Annotated in this window: 12 protein-coding genes; 6 read left to right on the plus strand and 6 right to left on the minus strand. The window is 70.8% G+C overall.

What is annotated here, in order from left to right:
• A partial coding sequence (locus tag A5692_RS22230) for a tetratricopeptide repeat protein (protein ID WP_304528618.1) occupies positions 1-1,106 on the plus strand: 1,106 nt, incomplete at its 5' end.
• Positions 1,107-1,197: 91 nt separating this feature from the next.
• On the opposite strand, the gene A5692_RS22235 is transcribed toward A5692_RS22230, so the two are convergent.
• Positions 1,198-2,049 (minus strand): DUF559 domain-containing protein, encoded by an 852-nt coding sequence (locus A5692_RS22235; protein ID WP_068059923.1) that lies wholly within the window; start codon positions 2,047-2,049, stop codon positions 1,198-1,200.
• A gap of 84 nt (positions 2,050-2,133) precedes the next feature.
• Here A5692_RS22235 and A5692_RS22240 point away from each other — a divergent pair, with 84 nt between their 5' ends.
• Positions 2,134-3,447: a DUF1800 domain-containing protein gene (locus A5692_RS22240; protein ID WP_068059901.1), complete on the plus strand. Its 1,314-nt coding sequence runs from the start codon at positions 2,134-2,136 to the stop codon at positions 3,445-3,447.
• 12 nt (positions 3,448-3,459) lie between these two features.
• Positions 3,460-4,641 (plus strand): DUF1501 domain-containing protein, encoded by a 1,182-nt coding sequence (locus A5692_RS22245; RefSeq protein ID WP_068059904.1) that lies wholly within the window; start codon positions 3,460-3,462, stop codon positions 4,639-4,641.
• On the opposite strand, the gene A5692_RS22250 is transcribed toward A5692_RS22245, so the two are convergent.
• Genes A5692_RS22250 through fgd form a run of 3 tightly spaced genes read right to left on the minus strand, consistent with a single transcriptional unit; the run spans position 4,630 to position 8,861 of the window.
• Positions 4,630-5,787 (minus strand): acetate kinase, encoded by a 1,158-nt coding sequence (locus A5692_RS22250; protein WP_369830316.1) that lies wholly within the window; start codon positions 5,785-5,787, stop codon positions 4,630-4,632. The genes A5692_RS22245 and A5692_RS22250 overlap by 12 nt on opposite strands.
• Complete coding sequence (gene pta, locus A5692_RS22255; protein WP_068059907.1) at positions 5,780-7,858, minus strand: phosphate acetyltransferase; 2,079 nt, start codon at positions 7,856-7,858, stop codon at positions 5,780-5,782. Before pta ends, A5692_RS22250 begins: the two co-directional genes overlap by 8 nt.
• Positions 7,851-8,861 (minus strand): glucose-6-phosphate dehydrogenase (coenzyme-F420), encoded by a 1,011-nt coding sequence (gene fgd, locus A5692_RS22260; protein ID WP_068059910.1) that lies wholly within the window; start codon positions 8,859-8,861, stop codon positions 7,851-7,853. The genes pta and fgd overlap by 8 nt, the downstream gene beginning before the upstream one ends.
• Before the next feature lie 41 nt (positions 8,862-8,902).
• On the opposite strand from fgd, the gene A5692_RS22265 reads away from it, so the two are divergent.
• Positions 8,903-9,643, plus strand: a complete 741-nt coding sequence (locus A5692_RS22265; RefSeq protein ID WP_068059913.1) for an MBL fold metallo-hydrolase — start codon at positions 8,903-8,905, stop codon at positions 9,641-9,643.
• Positions 9,644-9,714: 71 nt separating this feature from the next.
• Positions 9,715-10,722, plus strand: a complete 1,008-nt coding sequence (locus tag A5692_RS22270) for an NAD-dependent epimerase/dehydratase family protein (protein WP_068059915.1) — start codon at positions 9,715-9,717, stop codon at positions 10,720-10,722.
• A gap of 15 nt (positions 10,723-10,737) precedes the next feature.
• Here the strand turns inward: A5692_RS22270 and A5692_RS22275 are convergent, their stop codons facing one another.
• Complete coding sequence (locus tag A5692_RS22275; RefSeq protein ID WP_068059917.1) at positions 10,738-16,002, minus strand: non-ribosomal peptide synthetase; 5,265 nt, start codon at positions 16,000-16,002, stop codon at positions 10,738-10,740.
• Complete coding sequence (locus A5692_RS22280; RefSeq protein ID WP_068059920.1) at positions 15,992-20,299, minus strand: type I polyketide synthase; 4,308 nt, start codon at positions 20,297-20,299, stop codon at positions 15,992-15,994. Before A5692_RS22280 ends, A5692_RS22275 begins: the two co-directional genes overlap by 11 nt.
• Before the next feature lie 22 nt (positions 20,300-20,321).
• On the opposite strand from A5692_RS22280, the gene A5692_RS22285 reads away from it, so the two are divergent.
• Positions 20,322-20,537, plus strand: a 216-nt coding sequence (locus A5692_RS22285; RefSeq protein ID WP_156766218.1) for a beta-ketoacyl synthase N-terminal-like domain-containing protein, incomplete at its 3' end; no start/stop codon positions are given.

Here is a 20,537-nt window from a genome sequence, read left to right on the forward strand (position 1 = left end):
TGACCACCTCCCGCAACACGCCCATCAGCTGGGCGGACATCTCCTCCGTGGTGGCCCAGGACACCGGCGTGCCGCGGCCCGGGTTGTCGACCATCTTCAGCCCCAGCCGCTCGACGTTCGGGGTGGACCTGCTGGTCGCGCACACGGACGTCTACCTGGACGGGCAGATCCATTCGGAGCGGTTGACGGCGCGCGAGATCGTGACCGCGCTGCAGGTGCCGCTGGTCGACCCGGCCGACGTCGCCGCTCCGGTCCTGCAGGCGACGGTGCTCTCCCAGCCGGTGCAGACCCTGGATTCGTTACGCGCCGCCCGCCACGGCACGCTGGACGCCGACGGCGTCGAGGTGTCCGAATCGATCGAGTTGCCGCTGATGGAGGTCCGCGCGCTGCTGGACCTGGGTGACGTGGCCAAGGCCACCAGGAAGCTCGACGACCTGGCCGAGCGGGTGGGCTGGCAGTGGCGGTTGGTCTGGTATCGGGCCGTCTCCGAGCTGCTCACCGGCGACTATGAGTCCGCCACAAAGCATTTCACCGAGGTGCTGGACACCTTCCCGGGCGAGCTGGCGCCCAAACTGGCGCTGGCCGCCACCGCCGAGCTGGCCGGCAACGTCGACAATCAGAAGTATTACCAGACCGTGTGGCAGACCAACGACGGGGTGATCTCGGCCGCCTTCGGTCTGGCCAGATGGCTTTCCGCCGAGGGCGATCGAGCCGCGGCCGTGCGCACCCTGGACGAGGTGCCGCCTACCTCAAGGCATTTCACCACCGCGCGCCTGACCAGTGCGGTGACCCTGCTGTCCGGGCGGACGAAGAGCGAGATCAGCGAGGAGGACATCCGCGACGCCGCCCGGCGGGTGGAGGCGCTGCCGCCCACCGAACCGCGCGTGCTGCAGATCCGCGCGCTGGTGCTGGGCTGCGCGATGGACTGGCTGGAGGACAACAAGGCCAGCACCAACCACATCCTCGGCTTCCCGTTCACCGAGCACGGGCTGCGGCTGGGCGTGGAGGCGGCGCTGCGCAACCTGGCCCGGGTCGCCCCCACGCAGCGGCACCGCTACGCGCTGGTGGACATGGCGAACAGGGTGCGGCCCACCAGCACGTTCTAGGTCTTTTCGGGTCGCTTGGCGCTCACCCCTGCAGCGTCCAGTGTGCGTCCAGGGCGGCGACACGCCGGAAACTCCCGCCCTGAGCGCACACTCAAAGCCGTGACCGCACACGCGATTCGGCCAGCGCGGCCCGAACCCGGCGCACGACAGCCGCCGGGCGGTCTTCCGCGACGACCCGCACGACGATCCAGCCCATCCGCTCCAGCGTTTCGCTCCGCCGGATGTCCTTGACGTATTGCCTTCTGTCCGTGCGGTGTTGGTCGCCGTCGTATTCGACCGCGACCATGGACTCCTCCCAGCCCAGATCCAGGAAGGCGAACGGGATGCCGTCGGCATCCAACACCGGGATCTGGGTCCGCGGCCGCGGCAGACCGGCGTCGATGAGGAGTAGCCGCAGGTAGCTCTCCCTGGGCGACCGCGCGCCGGCATCGACCAGGTCAAGCGCTGTCTCCAGTCGCCGCAGGCCCGGTGAGCCCGGATGGCAGCGCGCCACGCGCAGCACGTCGCCGGCCTTGAAGCCCGTCGCCCTGCCCAACGCGTCGAGGCGCGCCACGGCCGAGCGCACGGCCCCGCGCCGGCCGATGTCGAATGCGGTGCGTTCGGGTGTGCTGACGGCGTACCCGCCGATGATCTGCGTCTCGCCGTCCAGCAGCGCGGCGCGCCGCGTCAGCACCCCACTCGGCGCTCGCGAGTTCGTGTGCGCCAGCTCGACGGGCACCTCGTCGGGGATCCATTCGGCGCCATGCAATCTAGCGGCGGCGGCCCCGACGATCGTCGCCCGGCGGCCCGACCACAGCCAGGCCGCCATGATCCGGGTCTCGAGCGATGGCTCGGCGTCATTCGACAGGTAGACGTTCGGGAACACCGCGCGGTAGCGCGTTCTGAGCTGATGCCGGGTCACCAGCCCGGCCGCCAGCGCCTCGCTGCCGACGAACGGATCCATGCCGGGAACGTTCGCACGCGGGCGGCCGACCGCGTGTGCACCCATCCACAGCGAAAACATAGGTATATGCCGCACAGTTGACGCATGCCCGGCCAGTCCACCGCATGGATCACCACCGCTCGCGTGCTGCGGCGGGCCGGGTTCGGGGTGACCGGACCCGAGGTGGACGCCGCGCTCAACGCGGGCTGGCCGCGGCATGTCGACGCCATGCTCGCCGCGGACCCCGACGCCGACCCTGGCGCGCTCGCCACCCCCATGCCCACGCTGCAGCCGCCCGGCCCGCCCGGGAAGGGTGCCACGCCGGCCGCCCGCAAACGGTACAACCAGCAGCTGTCCGAGCAGCAGGGCGCGCTGTCCGACTGGTGGCTGCGCCGCATGGTCGGCGTGCGGCAGCCGTTCGGCGAGAAGCTGACCCTGCTGTGGCACAACCACTTTGCCACCTCGGCGCAGAAGGTCCGGGTGGCCGCGTACATGGCCGCGCAGAACCAGAAGCTGCGCACGCTGTCGCTGGGCGACTTCCGCGCCCTGGCCTACGCGATGCTGACCGACGCCGCGACGCTGCGCTGGCTCGACGGGCAGAGCAGCACCGCCAAGGCGCCCAACGAAAACCTGGCGCGGGAGTTTATGGAGCTCTTCGCCCTCGGGCACGGCAACGGCTACACCGAGGACGACGTCCGCAACGGCGCCCGCGCGCTGACGGGTTGGGTGATCGGCGCCGACGGGCACACCTCGCTGGCCGCCAAGCGCCATGACGGGACGGCCAAGACGCTGTTCGGGCTGACCCGCGATTTCGACGCCGCCGGATTCTGCGATGCCGTGCTCGCGCAGCCCAAGTCGGCGGAGTACGTCGCGGGACGGTTGTGGGGGCAACTGGCCTCCGACGACCCGCCGTCGGGCCCCACGCTGGACAGGCTGGTCGCCGCCTACGGACCGGGCCGCGACCTGCGGGCGCTGACCCGGGCGATCCTCACCGACGACGAATTCGTCGGCGGCCGCGCCACCGTCGTCAACACCCCGGTCGAATGGCTCGTCGGCGTGCTGCGCGCCCTGCGCGTGCCCCTCGACGGCGCCACCGCAAAGTTCGCCGACGCGACGCTGCACGCGTTGGGTCAACGGCCCTTCTATCCGCCGAGCGTCGGCGGCTGGCCGAACGGCCAGGTGTGGCTGTCCACCGCCAGCGCCGAAGCGCGGCTGCGGGCCGCCGCCCGGCTCGCACACGCCGGCGACCTGTCCGGCATCGAGGGCGCCGCGGCGGCCGACCGCATCGACGCGGTCGGCTACCTGATCGGCGTCGGAGACTGGTCGGACCGGACCGCCGCGGCGCTGCGGCCCCTGGTGCGCACCCCGCCGCGATTGGTCGCGGCCGCCGTCAACACGCCCGAATACCTGACGTCATAGCGAGAACCGACGATGCCCGAGATGAACCGCCGCAAGTTCCTGATCGCCGGCGCCGGCGCGGGCGCGGTCGGCCTGCTGTCCGGCGCGGTGGCGGTCGAGTGGCCCGATTTGATGCGCGCGGCCCAGGACCGCCCGCTGGCCGACGGGGCGGGCGTGCTGGTGCTGATCACGCTCGCCGGCGGCAACGACGGGATCAACACCCTGATTCCCTACGCCGACAACGCCTATCACGACGCCCGGCCGGAGCTGGCCTACGCCCCGGGCGATGTGCTGCACCTCGACCAAACGCTGGGACTCAACCCCGCGCTCAAGGGCCTGGCCCAGCTGTGGGACCGGCGGCAACTGGCCATCGTGCGGGGCGTGGGCTATCCACGGCCCGACCACAGCCACTTCCGGTCCATGGACATCTGGCAGACGGCGTCACCGGCCGAGCCCGTGTCGACGGGGTGGATCGGCCGCTGGCTCGACGCCACCGGAGACGACCCGCTGCGCGCGGTCAACATCGGGCCCGTCCTGCCCATGCTCGCCGTCGGGGAAAAGCACACCGCCGCGGCACTTTCCACGACCCGGTCGCCCGCCGAACAGGGCCTCGACGCCTTGATGGCCGCGCTCGGGACGGACGACCCCGGCGACAGCCCGGCGATGACCGCCGTGTGCAAGTCCTACCGCGCCGCGCGCAGCACCGGCAAGACGTTCGGATCGATGAAAGGCGGCGGGCACCAAGGCAACTCGCTGTCCGCGCAGCTGGATGTGGTGGCCGCCGCGGTTCGAGCGCGCGTGCCGACGCGGGTCTACGCGGTGCAATTGGGGGGTTTCGACACCCACGCCGGCGAACGCGACACGCAGCAACGGTTGCTCGGGACGTTCGACGAGGCGGTCACCCGGTTCCTGCGGGACGTGGCCGGCCGCAACGTGGTGGTGATGGCCTATTCGGAGTTCGGTCGCCGGGTGCGCGCCAACGCATCCCAGGGCACCGATCACGGCACCGCCGCCCCCGTCTTCGTCGCGGGCGCGCCCGTCAGGGGCGGCTTCTACGGCGAAGAACCCGGCCTCACCGACCTCGACGACGGGGATTTGAAGTACACCACCGATTTTCGCGACGTTTACCACGAGCTGCTGGCGCGGACCGTCGGGACCGATCCCGGACCGTCGGTCGGCGCCGGACGCAAGAGCCTGGGCTTCCTAACCGCCTAGCGCGCTCACACAGTCGCGGGCGATGGCCAGCTCTTCGTTGGTCGGGATCACCAGCACCGTGATCGGGGATTCCTCGGCGGAGATCTGGCGGGCGCCCTTGCCGCCGCCGAGGTTGCGGCGCTCGTCGAGCACGACGCCCAACTCCTCCAGGCCGGCCAGCGCGTCGCGTCGCACCGCCGCGTCGTTCTCCCCGATGCCGCCGGTGAAGGTGATGACATCGGTGTGCCCCAGCACGGCCAGGTAGGCGCCGATGTACTTGCGCAGCCGGTGCGTGAACACGCTGTAGGCCAATTGCGCCGCGCCGTCGCCGGATTCGATCATGGTGCGCAGCCGCCTGAAGTCGCGCTCGCCGGACAGGCCCAGCACCCCCGACCGCTGGTTGAGCATGGACTCGACCTCGTCGACACCCATCTTCGCCATGTGGCAGAGGTAGCTGACGATGCTGGGGTCGATGTCGCCGCTGCGGGTGCCCATCACCAGGCCTTCCAGCGGGGTCAGGCCCATCGACGTGTCCAGGGGCCGCGTGCCGGCGATCGCCGAGGCCGAGCAGCCGTTACCCAGGTGCAGCACAATCTGTTTCAGGCCCCCCAGCGGCCGGCCCAGGAAGTCGGCGGCCTGCTGGCTGACGTACCGGTGCGACGTGCCGTGGAAGCCGTAGCGGCGGATCTTCCAGCGCTCGGCCAGCCCGCGGTCGATGGCATAGGTCGCGGCCGCGGGCGGCATGTCGTGGAAGAACGCCGTGTCGAAGACCGCGATGTGGGGAACGTCGGGCAGCAGCTTGCGCGCCACCTCGATGCCCTTGACCGCGGGCGGATTGTGCAGCGGCGCCAGTTCGGAAAGCTCGTCGAGCTTGTCGATCACCGCGTCATCCACCGGCGTGGGCCGGTAGAAGGTGTTGCCGCCGTGCACGACTCGGTGGCCGACCGCCACCAGCCCGCAGGCACGCAGGTCGATGCCCTGCTCGGACAGCGTGTCGAAGGCTCGACGCAGCGCGGCGTCGTGGTCGCGGACGGGGGACGACTCCTCGCCGATCCGCTCGACGTTCCCGGTCGCCAGGGCCACGCCGGAGTCGGGGTCGAGCAGCTGGTATTTGAGCGAGGACGACCCGGAGTTGATCACCAGCACAACCCGGTCGGCGCTAGCCACGGATGCCCTGCGCCTGGATCGCGGTGATGGCGATGGTGTTCACGATGTCTTCGACCAGCGCGCCGCGGGACAGGTCGTTCACCGGCTTGCGCAGGCCCTGCAGCACCGGCCCGATCGCGATCGCCCCGGCGCTGCGCTGGACGGCCTTGTAGGTGTTGTTGCCGGTGTTGAGGTCGGGGAAGACCAGCACCGTGGCGCGGCCGGCCACCGGCGAGTCGCGCAGTTTGGTGGCCGCGACGGACGGCTCTATCGCGGCGTCGTACTGGATGGGGCCCTCGACCGGCAGTTGCGGTGCCCTGAGCCGGACCAATTCCGTTGCCTTCCTGACCTTGTCGACGTCGGCGCCGCTCCCCGATTCGCCGGTGGAGTACGACAGCATCGCGACCCTCGGCTCGATGCCGAACTGCGCCGCGGTGCGCGCGGAGGAGATCGCGATGTCGGCCAGCTGTTCAGGCGTCGGATTCGGGATGATCGCGCAGTCGCCGTAGGCCAGCACGCGATCCGGCAGGCACATCAGGAAGATGCTGGACACGGTGGAGACGTCGGGGACGGTCTTGATGATCTCGAAGGCGGGGCGAACGGTGTGCGCCGTGGTGTGGGCGGCGCCGGACACCATGCCGTCTACCATGCCGTTGTACACCAACATCGTGCCGAAATAGGTGGCGTCGCGCATGATTTCGCGGGCGTGCTCGACGGTGACGCCCTTGGCCTTGCGTAGTTCTGCGTACTGGTCGGCGAACCGGAAGCGCAGGTCGCTGGTGAGCGGGTCGATCACGTGCGCACCGTCGAGGTCCACCCCGAGCTCGCCCGAACGCTGGCGGATCTGCGCCTCGTCGCCGAGCACGGTGAGGTCGGCGACGCGGCGCTGCAGCACCCGGCCGGCCGACTTGAGGATGCGGTCGTCGTCGCCCTCGGGAAGGACGATGTGCTTGCGATCCGAACGCGCCTGCAGGGTCAGCCGGTGGATGAACATCTGCGGCGTGGTCACCGTGGGTATCGGGATGGCAAGCTGCGCAAGCAGGTCCGTGATGTCGACGTAGCGGTCCATCAGCTCCAGCGCGGTGTCGATCTTGCGCTGCGAGCTGGCCATGACGCGGCCCCGGGCGGCGGCGGCCGCACTGGCGGTGTCGTAGGTGCCCAGCGTGGTACCGATGATGGGCAGTCGCAGCCGCAGCCCGGCGACCAGCGAAGCGATGGACGGATGGAGCCGGAAGCCACCGTTGAGGATGATGCACGACAGCGACGGAAAGCCTTCGGCCGCATGGGCGCTGGCCACGGCGAGCACCACGTCCGAGCGGTCACCGGGGGTGATGACCGCCATGCCGTCGCCCAGCCGTTCCAGGACGTGGTCGGCGGTCATCCCGGCGACCAGCACGCCGGTGACCTCGCGTTCCCGCAGCGACGCCTCGCCGCTGACCGGCGCTCCGCCGACGGCCTTTTCGAGTTCGGCCACCGTCGGCGCGGACAGCAGCGGTTCTTCGGGCAGCACGTAGCTGCGCTGGGGGAAGGCTTCCAGCGCCTCGGCGACCTCCCCCAGCCGCGCCGGTTCGCAGCGGTTGGCCACCACCGCGGCGGTGTGGGCGCGCTGGGCGGCCAGCTCGGCCAGGCACGCCTCGACGACGCGCGCGATCTCTTCGGGGGTGCGGCCCCGGCCGCTGACCGTGAGCAGTACCGGCGCCCCGAGGTTGACCGCGATGCGGGCGTTGACCGAAAGCTCGGCCGGCCGGGCGACGTCGGTGTAGTCGCTGCCCACGATCACCACCGCGTCGCAGTCGTCGGCCATCGCGTGATAGGCGTCGACGATGGTGGCGATCGCGGTGTCGGTGTCCGCGTGCAGCTGCTGGTACGTCACACCGAGGCACTGCTCATAGGGCACGCCCGCGGTGGTGTGCTGCAGCAGCAGGTCCAGGATGTAGTCGCGGTCCTTGCCGTCGGTGACCCGCGTGATGGGACGGAACACGCCGACCTTGGCGACGGTCGCCGTCAGCCGGTGCAGCAGCCCCAGCGCGAGCGTCGACTTGCCGGTCTCCGGTTCCGGAGCGGCGACGTAGATCGCGGACGGTTCAGCCAAGTCGCCGCAGCCTGGGGGCCAGGTCCTTTTCGAAGAGGTCCAGGAACCGGCGCTGGTCGTGGCCGGGGGCGTGGAACACCAGGTGGTTGAGCCCCCAGTCGACGTATTCCTTGACCTTCTCGACGGCCTCGTCGGGGTCGGACGCCACGATCCAGCGCTTGGCGACCTGCTCGATCGGCAACGCGTCGGCGGCCTTCTCCATCTCGATCGGGTCGTCGATGCTGTGCTTTTGCTCGGCGGTCAGCGACAGCGGCGCCCAGAACCGGGTGTTTTCCAGCGCCAGCTCGGGGTCCGGGTCGTAGGAGATCTTGATCTCGATCATCTTGTCGATGCCGTCGGCATCGCGCTCGGCGGCCGCCGCCCCTTCCAAGACGGCCGGCATCAGCTTGTCCTTGTAGAGCTCCTCGCCCTTGCCGGAGGTGCAGATGAAGCCGTCCCCGGCCCGTCCGGCGTACTTGGCCACCGCCGGGCCGCCCGCGGCGACGTAGATCGGGACGCCGCCCTCGGGCACGTCGTAGATCGAGGCGCCCTTGAGCCGGTAGTAGTCGCCGTCGAAGTCGACGCGGTCGCCGCGCCACAGCTCACGCATCAGGCGCACCGATTCGCGCAGCCGGGCGAACCGCTCCTTGAACTCCGGCCACTCGCCCTCGTATCCGGTGGCGATCTCGTTGAGCGCCTCACCGGTGCCCACGCCGAGAAAGATCCGGTCCGGGTACAGGCAGGCCATGGTGGCGAAGGCCTGCGCGATGACGGCGGGGTTGTAGCGGAAGGTCGGCGTGAGCACCGAGGTGCCCAGGACGATGCGCTCGGTGCGCTCGCCGACGGCGGTCATCCAGGCCAGCGAGAACGGGGCGTGCCCGCCCTCGTGCCGCCACGGCTGGAAGTGGTCACTGACGGTTGCGCTGTCCATGCCGTGAGCTTCGGCGGCGACAGCCAGTTCGACGAGCTCGCGCGGTGCGAATTGTTCGGCGGATGCCTTGTATCCAAGTTTCAGTTCAGCCACGGGTCATTTCTACTCCTACACCCGGCCCTACACTCGCGGGCATGGCGCAGCTGGTTCAGGTCTCCGACACCGTGTACCTCGCTCGGGGGCACGCCGTGAACTGGACGCTGGTCGTCGACGGCACCGGCGTCATGCTGATCGACGCCGGCTATCCCGGGGACCGCGAGGACGTCCTGGGCTCGCTGGCCAACCTGGGCTACCGGGTGGCCGACGTGCGCGCCGTCCTGTTGACCCACGCCCACATCGACCACCTGGGTTCGGCGATCTGGCTCGCCGGCGAGCACGGCGTGCCGGTGTACTGCCACGCCGACGAGGTGGGGCACGCGAAACGGGAGTACCTGGAGCAGGTGTCGACTATCGATGTGGCACTACGCATTTGGCGCCCACGCTGGGCGAGGTGGACGGCCCACGTGGTCCGCAGCGGGGGCCTGATCCGCGACGGCATCCCCACCGCCCAGCCGCTGACCGCCGAGGTGGCCGCCGGCCTGCCGGGCCAACCCCGCCCCGTTTTCAGTCCCGGCCACACCCACGGGCACTGCTCGTACCTGGTCGACGGCGTGCTGGTCAGCGGCGACGCGCTGATCACCGGCCATCCCCTGTTGCGGCACCGCGGACCGCAGCTGCTGCCGGCGATTTTCAGCCACAGCCAACAGGATTGCATCCGCACCCTGTCCGCGCTGGCGCTGCTCGACACCGAGGTCATGCTGCCGGGGCACGGCGACGTGTGGCGGGGCCCGATCCGGGAGGCGACCGCGGCGGCGCTCGCGCAGGCCGGCGCCTGACGACGTGCGCCTACACTCGGTTGGGGTGGGCGCGAAAGGGCACCGATGACCACCGTTAACGAGCATGGCCGATGCCGAACGCCGTGATCACCGGGGCGAGCGGGCTGCTGGGAGCCAACCTGGCCGCCGAGCTGATCGCGCGGGGCCACACCGTCACCGCGACGCGGCGCGCGAGCACCGACACCAGTTCGCTGTCCGACCTGCCGGTCCAGTGGGTCCGCGCCGACCTCGGTTCCGCCACCGAGCTTCGCGACGTGTTCGCCGGCGCAGACGTGGTATTCCATTGCGCCGCATGCGTTTCTACCAGGCGAACGGTCACGCCCGCCGTCTCGGCCGTCAACGTCGACGCGACGCGGGCCGTGCTGGAAGCCGCGATCGCCGCCGGTACGCCACGGCTCGTCCACACCTCGACGGCGAACACCATCGGACCCACGCCCGACGGCTCACCCGCCGACGAGCAGACCCCGTGGGGATGGGACCGGGCCGGGCTGGCGGGGGCCTACCCGGTCACCAAACGGCGTGGCGAACTCCTGGTGCGCGCGGCGTGCGACGAGTTGGATGCGGTCATCGTCAACCCCACCTACCTGGTCGGCCCGCGCGATGCCAGGCCGAGCTCCGGCCGACTGATCATCGAGATCGCGAACCGCAAAATCCCCTACTGGACACCGGGATACAACAACTTCGCCGACGTCGGCGAGGTGGCGCGCGGAATGATCGCCGCCTGGCTGCGCGGGAAACGCGGGGAACGCTACATCCTGGGCGGCGAAGAGCTGACGTATCGGGCCTACATCGAGCGAGTGGCGCGGGTCGTCGGCGTCGACCCGCCGCGCAGACGACTGCCCTATCCGGTCGCATGGATCGGGGGCAGGGCCGGCGACCTGATCGAGGCGGTCACCGGCCGGGAAACCACGGTGAACTCGATGTCGGTCGGATACGCCTACACCGACCGTTACCGGTACCGCAGCGACAAGGCGGTGCGAGAACTGGGCTACGTGCTGGCCCCCATCGACCCCGCGATCCGCAACGCGGTCAAATGGTTTCGCGCCCGCGGCATGATCCGGTCCGCGGAAAACGCCTGATGCCCCGGCGGGTAATCAGAAGCGGTAGGTGGCGCAGCCGATCTGGACACCCGAGCCGGCGGCGATCATCAGCGCGATGTCGCCCGGCTGCACCAGCCCGCGCCGCCGGGCCCGCTGCAGCCCGTAGGGCAGGGATGAGGTGAACGGGTCGAGCTCGCCGTCGGAGCCGAGGTCGACGAACCGCGACCGCGCGATGCCGGTCTGGGCGGCCAGTTCGTCGAGCGCCGACGGCGACAGGGACGGCGGGAACACGACCGCGATGTCCGAGGGATCGAGCCCCTCGATCGTCAGGAGTTCCTTGGCCGCGGCCGGGATACAGCTCAGATAGATGGCCGCGAGATTGGGGTCGCGGTCGATGTGCAGCCGCGTCCGCCCGTCCCGTTGCCGCGTGTAGGTGGCCAGGGCCCCCGCGTGCTCCGGGTGATGCTGAAAGACGAACCGGCCGAACCCTTCCCCGCCCTGGGCGGGGCTCAGCAGCACGGCAGACCCCGTCTGGCTGAACCCGTTCAGCGGATAGCCGCCGCCGGGGCCGTTGTTCTCGATCTCCGAGGCGACCACCAGCGCATGGTTGGCCTTTCCCGCCCCGATCATGGCGGCGGCGACCTGGCAGGCGTTGAGGAAGCCCACCGCGCCGTTGAGGACGTCGAAGGCCAGGGTCTTGGGGCCGTCGGGGGACTGCACGTCACCGTTGATCTCGAGTTCGCCGGCGACCAGCGAGGCGATCGCCGGTTCGCTGAGGAAGTCGTCGCGGTAGACGCCGGTGTGGACGATCAGATCCAGCGCGCTGCGGTCAAGACCGCTGCGGTCGAGGCAGTCCACCGCCGCCTGAGTCGCCAGCCGTATCGAGCTGGGACGCTCCGAATGCTGCGCGGGAGCGATGCCCACGCTGTCGATGCGCACGCGGGGCGTCGCCGGCGCCTCGTCCCGGTCGCCGTCGTTGCGGGCGCCACCGCCGGGTTGGCCGCCGGCGCCCCGGCGGATCCGGTCGGGCAGGTCGTCGAAGGTGTACAGCGCGGCGCCGACGGTCTGCCCCGAGCCGGTGATGGAGAACACCACGTTGTCTCCGGACTTGATCCGGCCGCTGCGAATGTAGTCGTTCAGCGCCACGAAATGCGTCGTGGTGGCGGTGTTTCCACGTTCGGCCACGTTGTAGATGGTGTTGTCCCGGCTGGCCGCGCCCGGCCCGAACATCTCGTTGACGGCGACGACGGCGTCGTTGAGCGACGCCTCCGACGTCTGGTGCATCACCAGGTGGTCGGTGGTCTCCGGCCGCCAGCCGTGCCGCTGCATGACCGCCGCGACGTAGGGCACCGCGTGCTTGACCGCGATGGCGGTCTGCGTGACGGAGTCGGTGAGCATGATCGCGCCCCCGTGCTGGCCGTCGGTCGCCTTGGCGATGCACAGCTTGCTGTACTTGCTGAGGGTGGCCATATCGATGTCGTGGAAGCCGACCCGGCCGTTGGGGCCGCGCTCGAGGACCACGGCCGCACCGGCGTCACCGAGGGTCAGGCAGGCGAGCCGCGGGTCCATCGGACCCTCGATCTCCTGCTGTGCGGTCTCGGTGAGGTGGCTGATGTATTCGCCGCTGACCACCAACGCGTTTCGCACCAGCCCGGTTTTCAGGAAGGCGTCGGCCACCGTGATGCCGGTGAACATGCCGGCGCACGCGTTGCTGATGTCGAAGGCCAGCGCGTTGTCCAGTCCGCATCGGTCCCGCAGCCGCGACGCGGTGCTGGGCTCGAAGGTGAACCGGTGGCCCATCCCGTCGCGACGGGAGATGTTGCACGCGATGACCAGGTCGATCTCCTCGCGCCGATAGCTCGAGCGGGACAGGCAGTCGTCGGCGGCCTTTCTGGCCAGGTCGATCGAGAACTCGTCCTCGCCGACCACCCGGCGGTTCCTGATGCCGGTGAGACGTTCCAGGGGTATGTGAATCTCGTTGGCGCACTCCGCCATCACCGTCGCGGTCGAGACCGTCCGCTCCGGCAGGTACACGCCGAGGCTTTCGATCACCGTGTTGCGCTTCTCGTCGGGGTGGGCGGGCGTCCGCTCCGCGCCGTCGTCCGCGAGCGGGCCGTACTCGGCGGCGAGCTCGGCGATCGTGCCGTAGACGAACATCGACTCCGGGCGCAGCGGCAGGCCGGCCGCGTTCGCCCGCATCGCGACCTCCAGGCTCTGGGTCGAGGCGCCGCCGAGCGCGAAGAAGTCGTCGTTGATGCTCACCCGGTCCAAATCCAATACGGCACACCAGATCTCGGCCAGTGCCCGTTCGGCCGGCGTGCGCGGAGCGACGAACTCCGACTCCTGCGGTCCGGGGGCGCGGCCGGCGGCCATCAGGGCGCGGCGATCCACCTTGCCACTCGAGGTGAGCGGCAGCGTGTCGGTGATCTCGAAGACGGCCGGCACCATGGCGGCGGGGAGCAGCTCGAGCAGGAAGCGGCGCAACTCGGTCGTCGACGGCGCGGCTCCCCCTGCCGGCACGACGTGAGCGACCAGGATGGTGTTCCCGCGGCTGTCGGTTCTGACTACCACCGCGTTCTCGGCCACCGCGGGGTGTTGCGCCAGCGCGGCCTCCACCTCGCCCGGCTCGATCCGGAAGCCGCGGATCTTGACCTGGAAGTCGAGGCGGCCGAGGTAGTCGATGTTGCCGTCGGGCAGGTATCGGGCCAGGTCGCCGGTGCGGTAGAGCCGGTCACCGCCGAACGGGTCGGCGACGAAGATGGTGGCCGTCAGGTCCGGCCGGTTGAGGTAGCCGCGGCCGAGCCCGACACCGCCGATGAACAGCTCGCCCGGCACACCCACCGGCACCGGCTGCAGATGGGCGTCCAGGATGTGCGCGCGGATGTTGGCGATCGGCCGGCCGATCGGCACCACGGTCCCGGATTCGCCACGGCGGCAGTGGAATCCGGTGACGTCGATCGCCGCCTCGGTGGGCCCGTAGAGGTTGTAGAGCTCGGCGCGCAGCGCGGCCAGGAAGTGGTCGCGCAGGTCATACGGCAGCGCCTCGCCGCTGCAGAACACCTGGCGCAGGGAGGTGCAGGCGGCCACGCCGGGCTCGGCGAGGAAGCGCCGCAGCATCGAGGGCACGAAATGCATTGTGGTGACGCCCCGCTCGACGATGGTCGCGAGCAGATATGCCGCGTCCTTGTGGCCCTCCGGTTTGGCCATCACCACCCGGGCGCCGACGATCAGCGGCCAGAAGATCTCCCAGACCGACGGGTCGAAGCTCACCGGCGTCTTGTGCAGCACGCGGTCGTCGCCGGTCAGCCGGTAGGCGTCTTGCATCCACAGCAGCCGGTTGCGGATCCCCGCATGGGTGTTGAGCGTGCCCTTCGGCCTCCCGGTGGAACCCGAGGTGTGGATGACGTAGGCGAGGTTGAGCGAGGTCGCGCCGGCCGCGACGGGTTCGGCCGCGCCCTCGTCCGAAGTGTCCGGCGGCACGTCCAGGCAGAGCCGATGGCCGGCGAATTCGGTCGGCAGGTGGGCCAGCTTGTCCCGGCGGGTGACGCAGACCGGCGCGTCCGGCACGTCGGCCAGCATCACGGCCATGCGCTGCGCGGGCTGCGCCGAGTCCAGCGGCAGGAAGGCGCCACCGGCCTTGAGGACGCCCAGCAGCGCCACCACCAGATCTTCGGAGCGGTCGAGCAGGACCGGCACGATGACCTCGGGCCCCACCCCGAGCCGCCGCAGCCGCCGCGCCAAATCCTGTGCCCGGCGGTCGAGTTCGGCATAGGTCAGCTCGCGATCGTCACAGGTCACCGCGACGGCGTCCGGGACGCGCGCGACCGTCGCCGCCACCATCTCGTGCAGGCAGGCCGGGCCGTCGTAGGCGACGTCGGTCCGGTTCCAGGCGGCCCGCTGGTTGCGTTCCTCGTCGGTGAGCAGCGGCAGCCGCGAGACCGGCCGGTCGGGATCGGCGACGACACCGCGCAGCAGTGTTTCGAAGTGCCCGGACATCCGCACGATCGTGGTGCCGTCGAAGAGGTCGGTGTTGTACTGCAGAACGCCCGACAGCTTCCCGCCGTGTTCGCCGATCTCCATCATCAGATCGAACGGCGCGCCGCCCTGCCCCACGTGGAGGGTCTCCAGCGGCAGCCCACCCGGTGCCGCGCCGGGCTGGTCCGAGAAACGGCGCGTCTGTTCCCAGGCGAACGAGACTCCGAACAGCGGCGTCCGGCCCGGGTCGCGCAGCGGCCGAAGCCGCTCGACCAGCAGCGCGAACGGATAGTCCTGGTGTTCCAGGGCGCCCTGCACGGTGTCCTTCACGCGGCCGAGCAGCGACCTGAACGTCGGGTCGTCGTGCAGGTCGGCGCGCAGCGCCACCGGGTTGGTGAGGTAGCCGACCAGTCCCTCCACCGCGACCCGGTCGCGGCACGCGAACGGCGAGCCCACGACCACGTCGCCCTGGCCGCTGTAGCGGTGCAGCAGCGCGGCGTAGGCCGCCAGCAGCGTCATGTACGGCGTCGCGCCCATGCTGCGGCCCAGCTGCTTGATCCCGGCGGTCACCGTGTCGTCGACGGTGAAACGGTGGACGGCGCCCGCATAGGTTTGCACGCCCGGCCGCGGCCGATCCGTGGGCAGCTGGAGGATCGGCAGGTCGCCGGCGAGTTCCGCACGCCAGTATTCCCAGAGACGCTCGCCGTCCGCACCGGCCAGCATCCGGGCCTGCCGGTCGGCGTAGTCCACGAAGCTTTCCGCGGGCGGTGGGGGCGGGGTCGCGCCGTGTTCGGCGGCGTACAGCAGACGCAGCTCGTCGAGAATGATGTCGATGGACCAGAAGTCGACCGCGATGTGATGCAGACCCAGGAGCAGCACATGCTCCTCGGGGGCGCGCTCGAGGAGGGTGAGCCGGAAGACCGGGCCGGTGTACAGGTCAAACGAACGGTCGGCTTCCCGGCGGATCCATTCGTCGAGCTCGGCCTCACCGGTGCCGATGTGGTGGCGGGCGATCCGCACCGGCCAGTGCGGATGCACCAGTTGCACCGGCTGCCCGTCGCGTTCGGCGTACGTCGTCCGCAGCATCGGATGCCGGTCGACCAGCGCCTGGGCCGCGCTCTGAAGGGCCGGCACGTCGAGCGGGCCGGGGATGCGCCCGGCATACGTGATGGTGTACGCGGCGCTGGCCGGTGCGAGTTTGTGGATGAACCACATCGACCGCTGCCCGTACGACAGGGGATACACCGAGGCCGACTCCTGCGCCTCCTCCATGAGCAACTGCGACAGCAGCGCCCGCTTCTTGTCGGGAGACAGGCCGGAGATGTCGATCGACTTATCCGTCATTACTACCTTCCTTCACGGCAAGTTCGGGCTCGGCTCCTCTTTCGGCCAGAACCTGCTGGAGCAGTTCGTCGACGGCTTCGTCGGAAAGTTCGGGCACCCGGGCCAGCAGGTCCACCCCACGGGCGGGCGTGCCACCGGAGTTCTGCGCGGGGGTTTCCGGCCGGGCGGTCGCGACCGGCGGAGTCCCGGCCGGCTGCGAGGCGCCGGACGTGACCTGATCGGCGAGCCAGCCGGCGAGGTCGGCCACGCTCGGTCCCCGCATCAACCGGGAGACCGGCACGACGACGCCCAGGTCCCGTTCGACCTGCATGCGCAGCTCCAGCGTGATGAGCGAGTCGACGCCGAGGCTGCCCAGCGGAGCCGCAACGTCCAGGGTGGACGGGGACAGGCCGAGTTTGCCGGCGGCGAGTTCGCACAGGTACGACTCGAGCAGCCGTCGGCGCTCTTCCGGTGCGGCCCCCTGCAGCGCGTCGCGCAGGCCGCTCCCGGGCCCGGGCGCATTCCCGCCGCGCGGCCGCTCGGCCGGGCGAGCGACGCCCAGCTCCGCCAGCAGCGGCGGCCGCAGGTCGGTTTCCCAACGCGCCCAGTCGATGTCGAGGACCACGGCCTGGGCGGCCGGTCCCCCCAGCAAGGACGACAGGGCCAGGAGGTTGTCGGTCGCGGACATGGCCTCGACGCCGTACTGGGCGAAGTAGCTTTGCAGTTCGGTCCGGGTGAAGAAGCCGAGCTGCGCCCATGGACCCCAGTCGACGCTCAGCGCGGGCCGGCCTTCGGCACGGCGGTGCCACGCCAGCGCGTCCAGGAACGCGTTCGCCGCCGCGTAGTTCGCCGCCCCGGGCGGGCCGAGCAGCGAGGCGGCCGACGAAAAGAGCACGAAGAAGTCCAGATTCGCGTCCTTGGTCTGCGCGTGCAGGTTCCAGGCGCCCTGAACCTTGGGCGCCAGCACCTTCCGGAGCTTCGCCTCGTCAAGGCATTGGAGGATCGCGTCGTCGGTGGTTCCGGCCGCATGGACCACGCCGCGCAGCGGTGGCATCGTCGCGCGGATCGACTCCAGGACGGCCGCGACTTGATCGGGCTGGGCGACGTCGCCGTGCGCGACGGTCACTTCGGTGCCCGCCGCTCGCAGCGCGTCCAGCGCCTGCTGGGCCGTCGCGGTGGGCTCGCCGCGGCCCATCACGACCAGATGCCGGGCGCCGTGTTCGGCCATCCAACCGGCCACCACGAGGCCGAGCGCACCGAGCCCGCCGGTGACGAGATAGCTGCCGTCGTCCCGGAATTCCGGAGTCCCGGCCGGTTCGGATGCGTCGTAGCGGGTGAGCCGCTCGACGTAGCGGTTATCGCCCCGCAGCGCCACGGCGCCGTCGCGGTTGTCCGCCCACACCTCGCGGAACAGGGCCTGGACCTCGCGCGCGACGTCGTCCGGGCCGCCACCCGCGGACAGGTCGACACACGTGCACCGCAGTTCCGGGTGCTCGTGTTCGATGGTGCGGGCCATCCCCCACAGCGGTGCCTGGGCGATCGACACCGGTTCGGTGTCCCCCCGGGTCACCTGCGCCCCGCGGGTCACCAGCCACAGCCGCGGCGAGGGCGACCAATCCGCGTGCGCCAGCGCTTGCACGAGGTGCAGCGCGCTCACCGGGCCCAGCGTGGTGGCCGAATCCAGCGACTCGAGCGTCGTGTCGGCCGGCGGTGCGGCCAGCAGGTCCCACAGATGCACCACGCCGCGGCAGGGCGGCCGCCGATCGGTGAACGCGTCGGCGAGCAGCCGGTCGAAGTGTTCGGGCCGCGCCGGGTCGACCCGATAACGGTCTGGCGCCAGGCGCTCGAAGGCCCGACCGGGCTCGACCAGAACGCATGTCTGAGAACGGGATTCGAGATGGTTCCGAAGTGCCTGCCCGGCCACCCCGCCGTCATCGAGGATGAGCCAGCTTCCGGGTTGAACCGGGCGGCTCGCCCCGTTCCGCTCCGGCGGGCCGACCGCGGGCTGCCACCGCACTTGGTACATGCGGTCGCGCAAACCCGCGGGCCGCTGCGGCAGGTCGCCACCATGCCGCGGCGCGCCGATCGTCCCGCCATCCAGCCAGGAGTGGACGCGCTGCCACGGGTAGTTCGGTGCGGATACGCAGTGGCTGCCCGGCGGGTACAACCGCTCCCAGGCGACCGGTTGGCCAAGGGTGTACAGCTCGCCGAGCGACGCCAGCGCGGTCGCCCGTCCCCCGTCGTCGCGGCGCATCGACGGCAGCACGGCGCAGCTGCGGCCCACGTCCAGCGCGTCCTCCCGGATGGAGGTCAGCAGCACCGGGTGCGGGCTGATCTCGACGACGGCGTCATGCCCGCTGTCCAGCAGCCCGCGCAGCACGGACGAGAAGTGGACCGGCGAACGCAGGTTCTCCGCCCAATAGTCGCCGTCGGTCAACCGGTCGGTCAGCGGTTCCCCGGTCACCGTGGAGTAGATGGGGACCGCCGGCGCAGTCGGCCGGAGTCCGGCGAGCCCGGCGCGCAGCGCCGGCGCCAACGCGTCCATCTGCGGGCTGTGGGCGGCCACGTCGACGTCGACCCACCGGCAGAATCGGTCCCGCTGCTGCAGGATCGCCATCAGCTCGGCCAGGACGGCTCGGTCCCCGGACAGCACCGTCGATCGGTGGCTGTTGCTGGACGCGATCGCGACCTGCCCCTCCCGGCCCGCGATGAGTTCCTGCGCTTCGGCCGCGCTGAGCTCCGCCGCCATCATGTTTCCGCGGCCACGCACGGTCCGGAGCATCAGGGCGCGGGTGCAGATCACGCGGGCGGCGTCCTCGAGGCTCAGCGCCCCGGCGACATGTGCCGCCGCGACTTCGCCCATGCTGTGCCCGACCACCGCGGCGGGCTCGACGCCCCACGAGCGCCACAGCGCGGCCAGCGCCACCTGGATGGCGAAGATCGCGGGCTGGATCAGGCCGATGTCGGTGAGTTCGGTGTCCTCGGCCAGCGCCTGCAGCACGGAGCTGCCCAGACAGGGCTCCAGCGCGCGGTCGCACGCCGCCAGGGCGTCGCGGAACACCGGCTCCTCGTCCTGCAGCCGCCGCCCCATGCCGAGCCATTGCGAACCCTGGCCGGGGAAGACGAAGACCACGGTAGGTCGCTGCCCGGGCCGGACCTGTCCGGCGGCGAGCCCGGGCCGCGACTGACCGTGCCGGTAGGCGGCCAGGGACTCCGACATCGCGGCGGCGGAGTCCGCCACCACGGACAACCGATGCTCGAGGTGGCCGCGGCGGGCCCCGGCCGTGTAGCACAGGTCGGTCAGCCCCATCCCGGATGCCAGCGCCGACTCGTACCGCTCGGCGAGTGCGGCCAGGGCCTCGGGGGCCCGCGCGGAAAGCGGCAGCAGCGTGACCCGATCCGGCGCCGCGCCGCGCTCGGGCACGGCGGCGCGGACCTGCGGCGCCTCGGTGAGCACGGCGTGCGCGTTGGTGCCACCCATGCCGAACGAGCTGACGCCCGCGACCGCCCGGCCGCCGTTCTCCGGCCACGGGGTCAGGGTTTGGGCCACCCGAAGCGGCAGGCTGTCGAAGGGGATCTCGGGATTGGGCTCGGTGAAGTTCAAGGTCGGCGGAATCGCCCTGTGCTGCAACGCCAGCGCGACCTTGATCAGCCCGGCCACTCCGGCGGCCGCCTCCAAGTGGCCGATGTTGGTCTTGACCGAGCCGATCAGGCATGAGCTGCCCGGCGGCCGACCATCCGCCAGCACGGTGCCCAGCGCGTTCGCCTCGATCGCGTCGCCGAGGAAGGTGCCGGTGCCGTGCGCTTCCACGTATTGGGCGGTGCCCGGGGAAAGACCGGCGCGGCGGTAGGCCGCGGCCAGCACGGCTTCCTGCGCTTGCCGGCTGGGTGCGATCAACCCGTTCGTCCGGCCGTCCTGGTTGACGGCGGTGCCGCGAATCACCGCATAGATCGGGTCGTTGTCGGCCAGCGCCCGGCTGAGCGGCTTGAGGACGACGACCCCGGCGCCCTCACCCCGCACGTAGCCGTCGGCGCCGGCGTCGAATGTCTTGGCGTGCCCGTCCGGCGCCATCAGCCTGGCCTTGGTGAAATTGATCATCAGTGCGGGCGACAGGATGACGTTGACGCCTCCGGCCAGGGCCAGCGAGCATTCACCGTCCCGCAGGCTGCGGCACGCCAGGTGCACGGCGACCAGCGACGACGAGCAGGCGGTGTCGATCGCCATGCTCGGCCCGTGGAAGTCGTAGAAGTAGGAGAGCCGGTTGGCGGCGATGCTCAACGCGTTACCGGTGCCGGTGTAGGCGTCGACGAGCTGCATCTCGCCGCGGGAATCGGCGCAGATGGACCCCCAGCAACGGCTCATCCTCGAGACCGCTTGGGAGGCTTTGGAAGACGCCGGACAGGTGCCCGAGCGGCTTGCCGGCAGCGACACCGGCGTCTTCGTCGGCATCTCCACCACCGACTATGCGAACCTGCGCGGCGGCGAGATGCAGCTCGTCGACGCCTACACCGGCACCGGTAACGCGTTGAGCATCGCCGCCAACCGGCTCTCCGGA

The organism is Mycobacterium sp. E342 (assembly GCF_001667665.1).
GTDB lineage: Bacteria > Actinomycetota > Actinomycetes > Mycobacteriales > Mycobacteriaceae > Mycobacterium.

Excerpts from the sequence above, each read along its gene's own strand:
- A5692_RS22235 (WP_068059923.1), bottom strand. The coding sequence starts at position 2,049 with ATGGATCCGTTCGTCGGCAGCGAGGCGCTGGCGGCCGGGCTGGTGACC.
- A5692_RS22240 (WP_068059901.1), top strand. The coding sequence starts at position 2,134 with ATGCCCGGCCAGTCCACCGCATGGATCACCACCGCTCGCGTGCTGCGG.
- A5692_RS22245 (WP_068059904.1), top strand. The coding sequence starts at position 3,460 with ATGCCCGAGATGAACCGCCGCAAGTTCCTGATCGCCGGCGCCGGCGCG.
- A5692_RS22265 (WP_068059913.1), top strand. The coding sequence starts at position 8,903 with ATGGCGCAGCTGGTTCAGGTCTCCGACACCGTGTACCTCGCTCGGGGG.
- A5692_RS22270 (WP_068059915.1), top strand. The coding sequence starts at position 9,715 with ATGCCGAACGCCGTGATCACCGGGGCGAGCGGGCTGCTGGGAGCCAAC.
- A5692_RS22275 (WP_068059917.1), bottom strand. The coding sequence starts at position 16,002 with ATGACGGATAAGTCGATCGACATCTCCGGCCTGTCTCCCGACAAGAAG.
- A5692_RS22280 (WP_068059920.1), bottom strand. The coding sequence starts at position 20,299 with ATGCAGCTCGTCGACGCCTACACCGGCACCGGTAACGCGTTGAGCATC.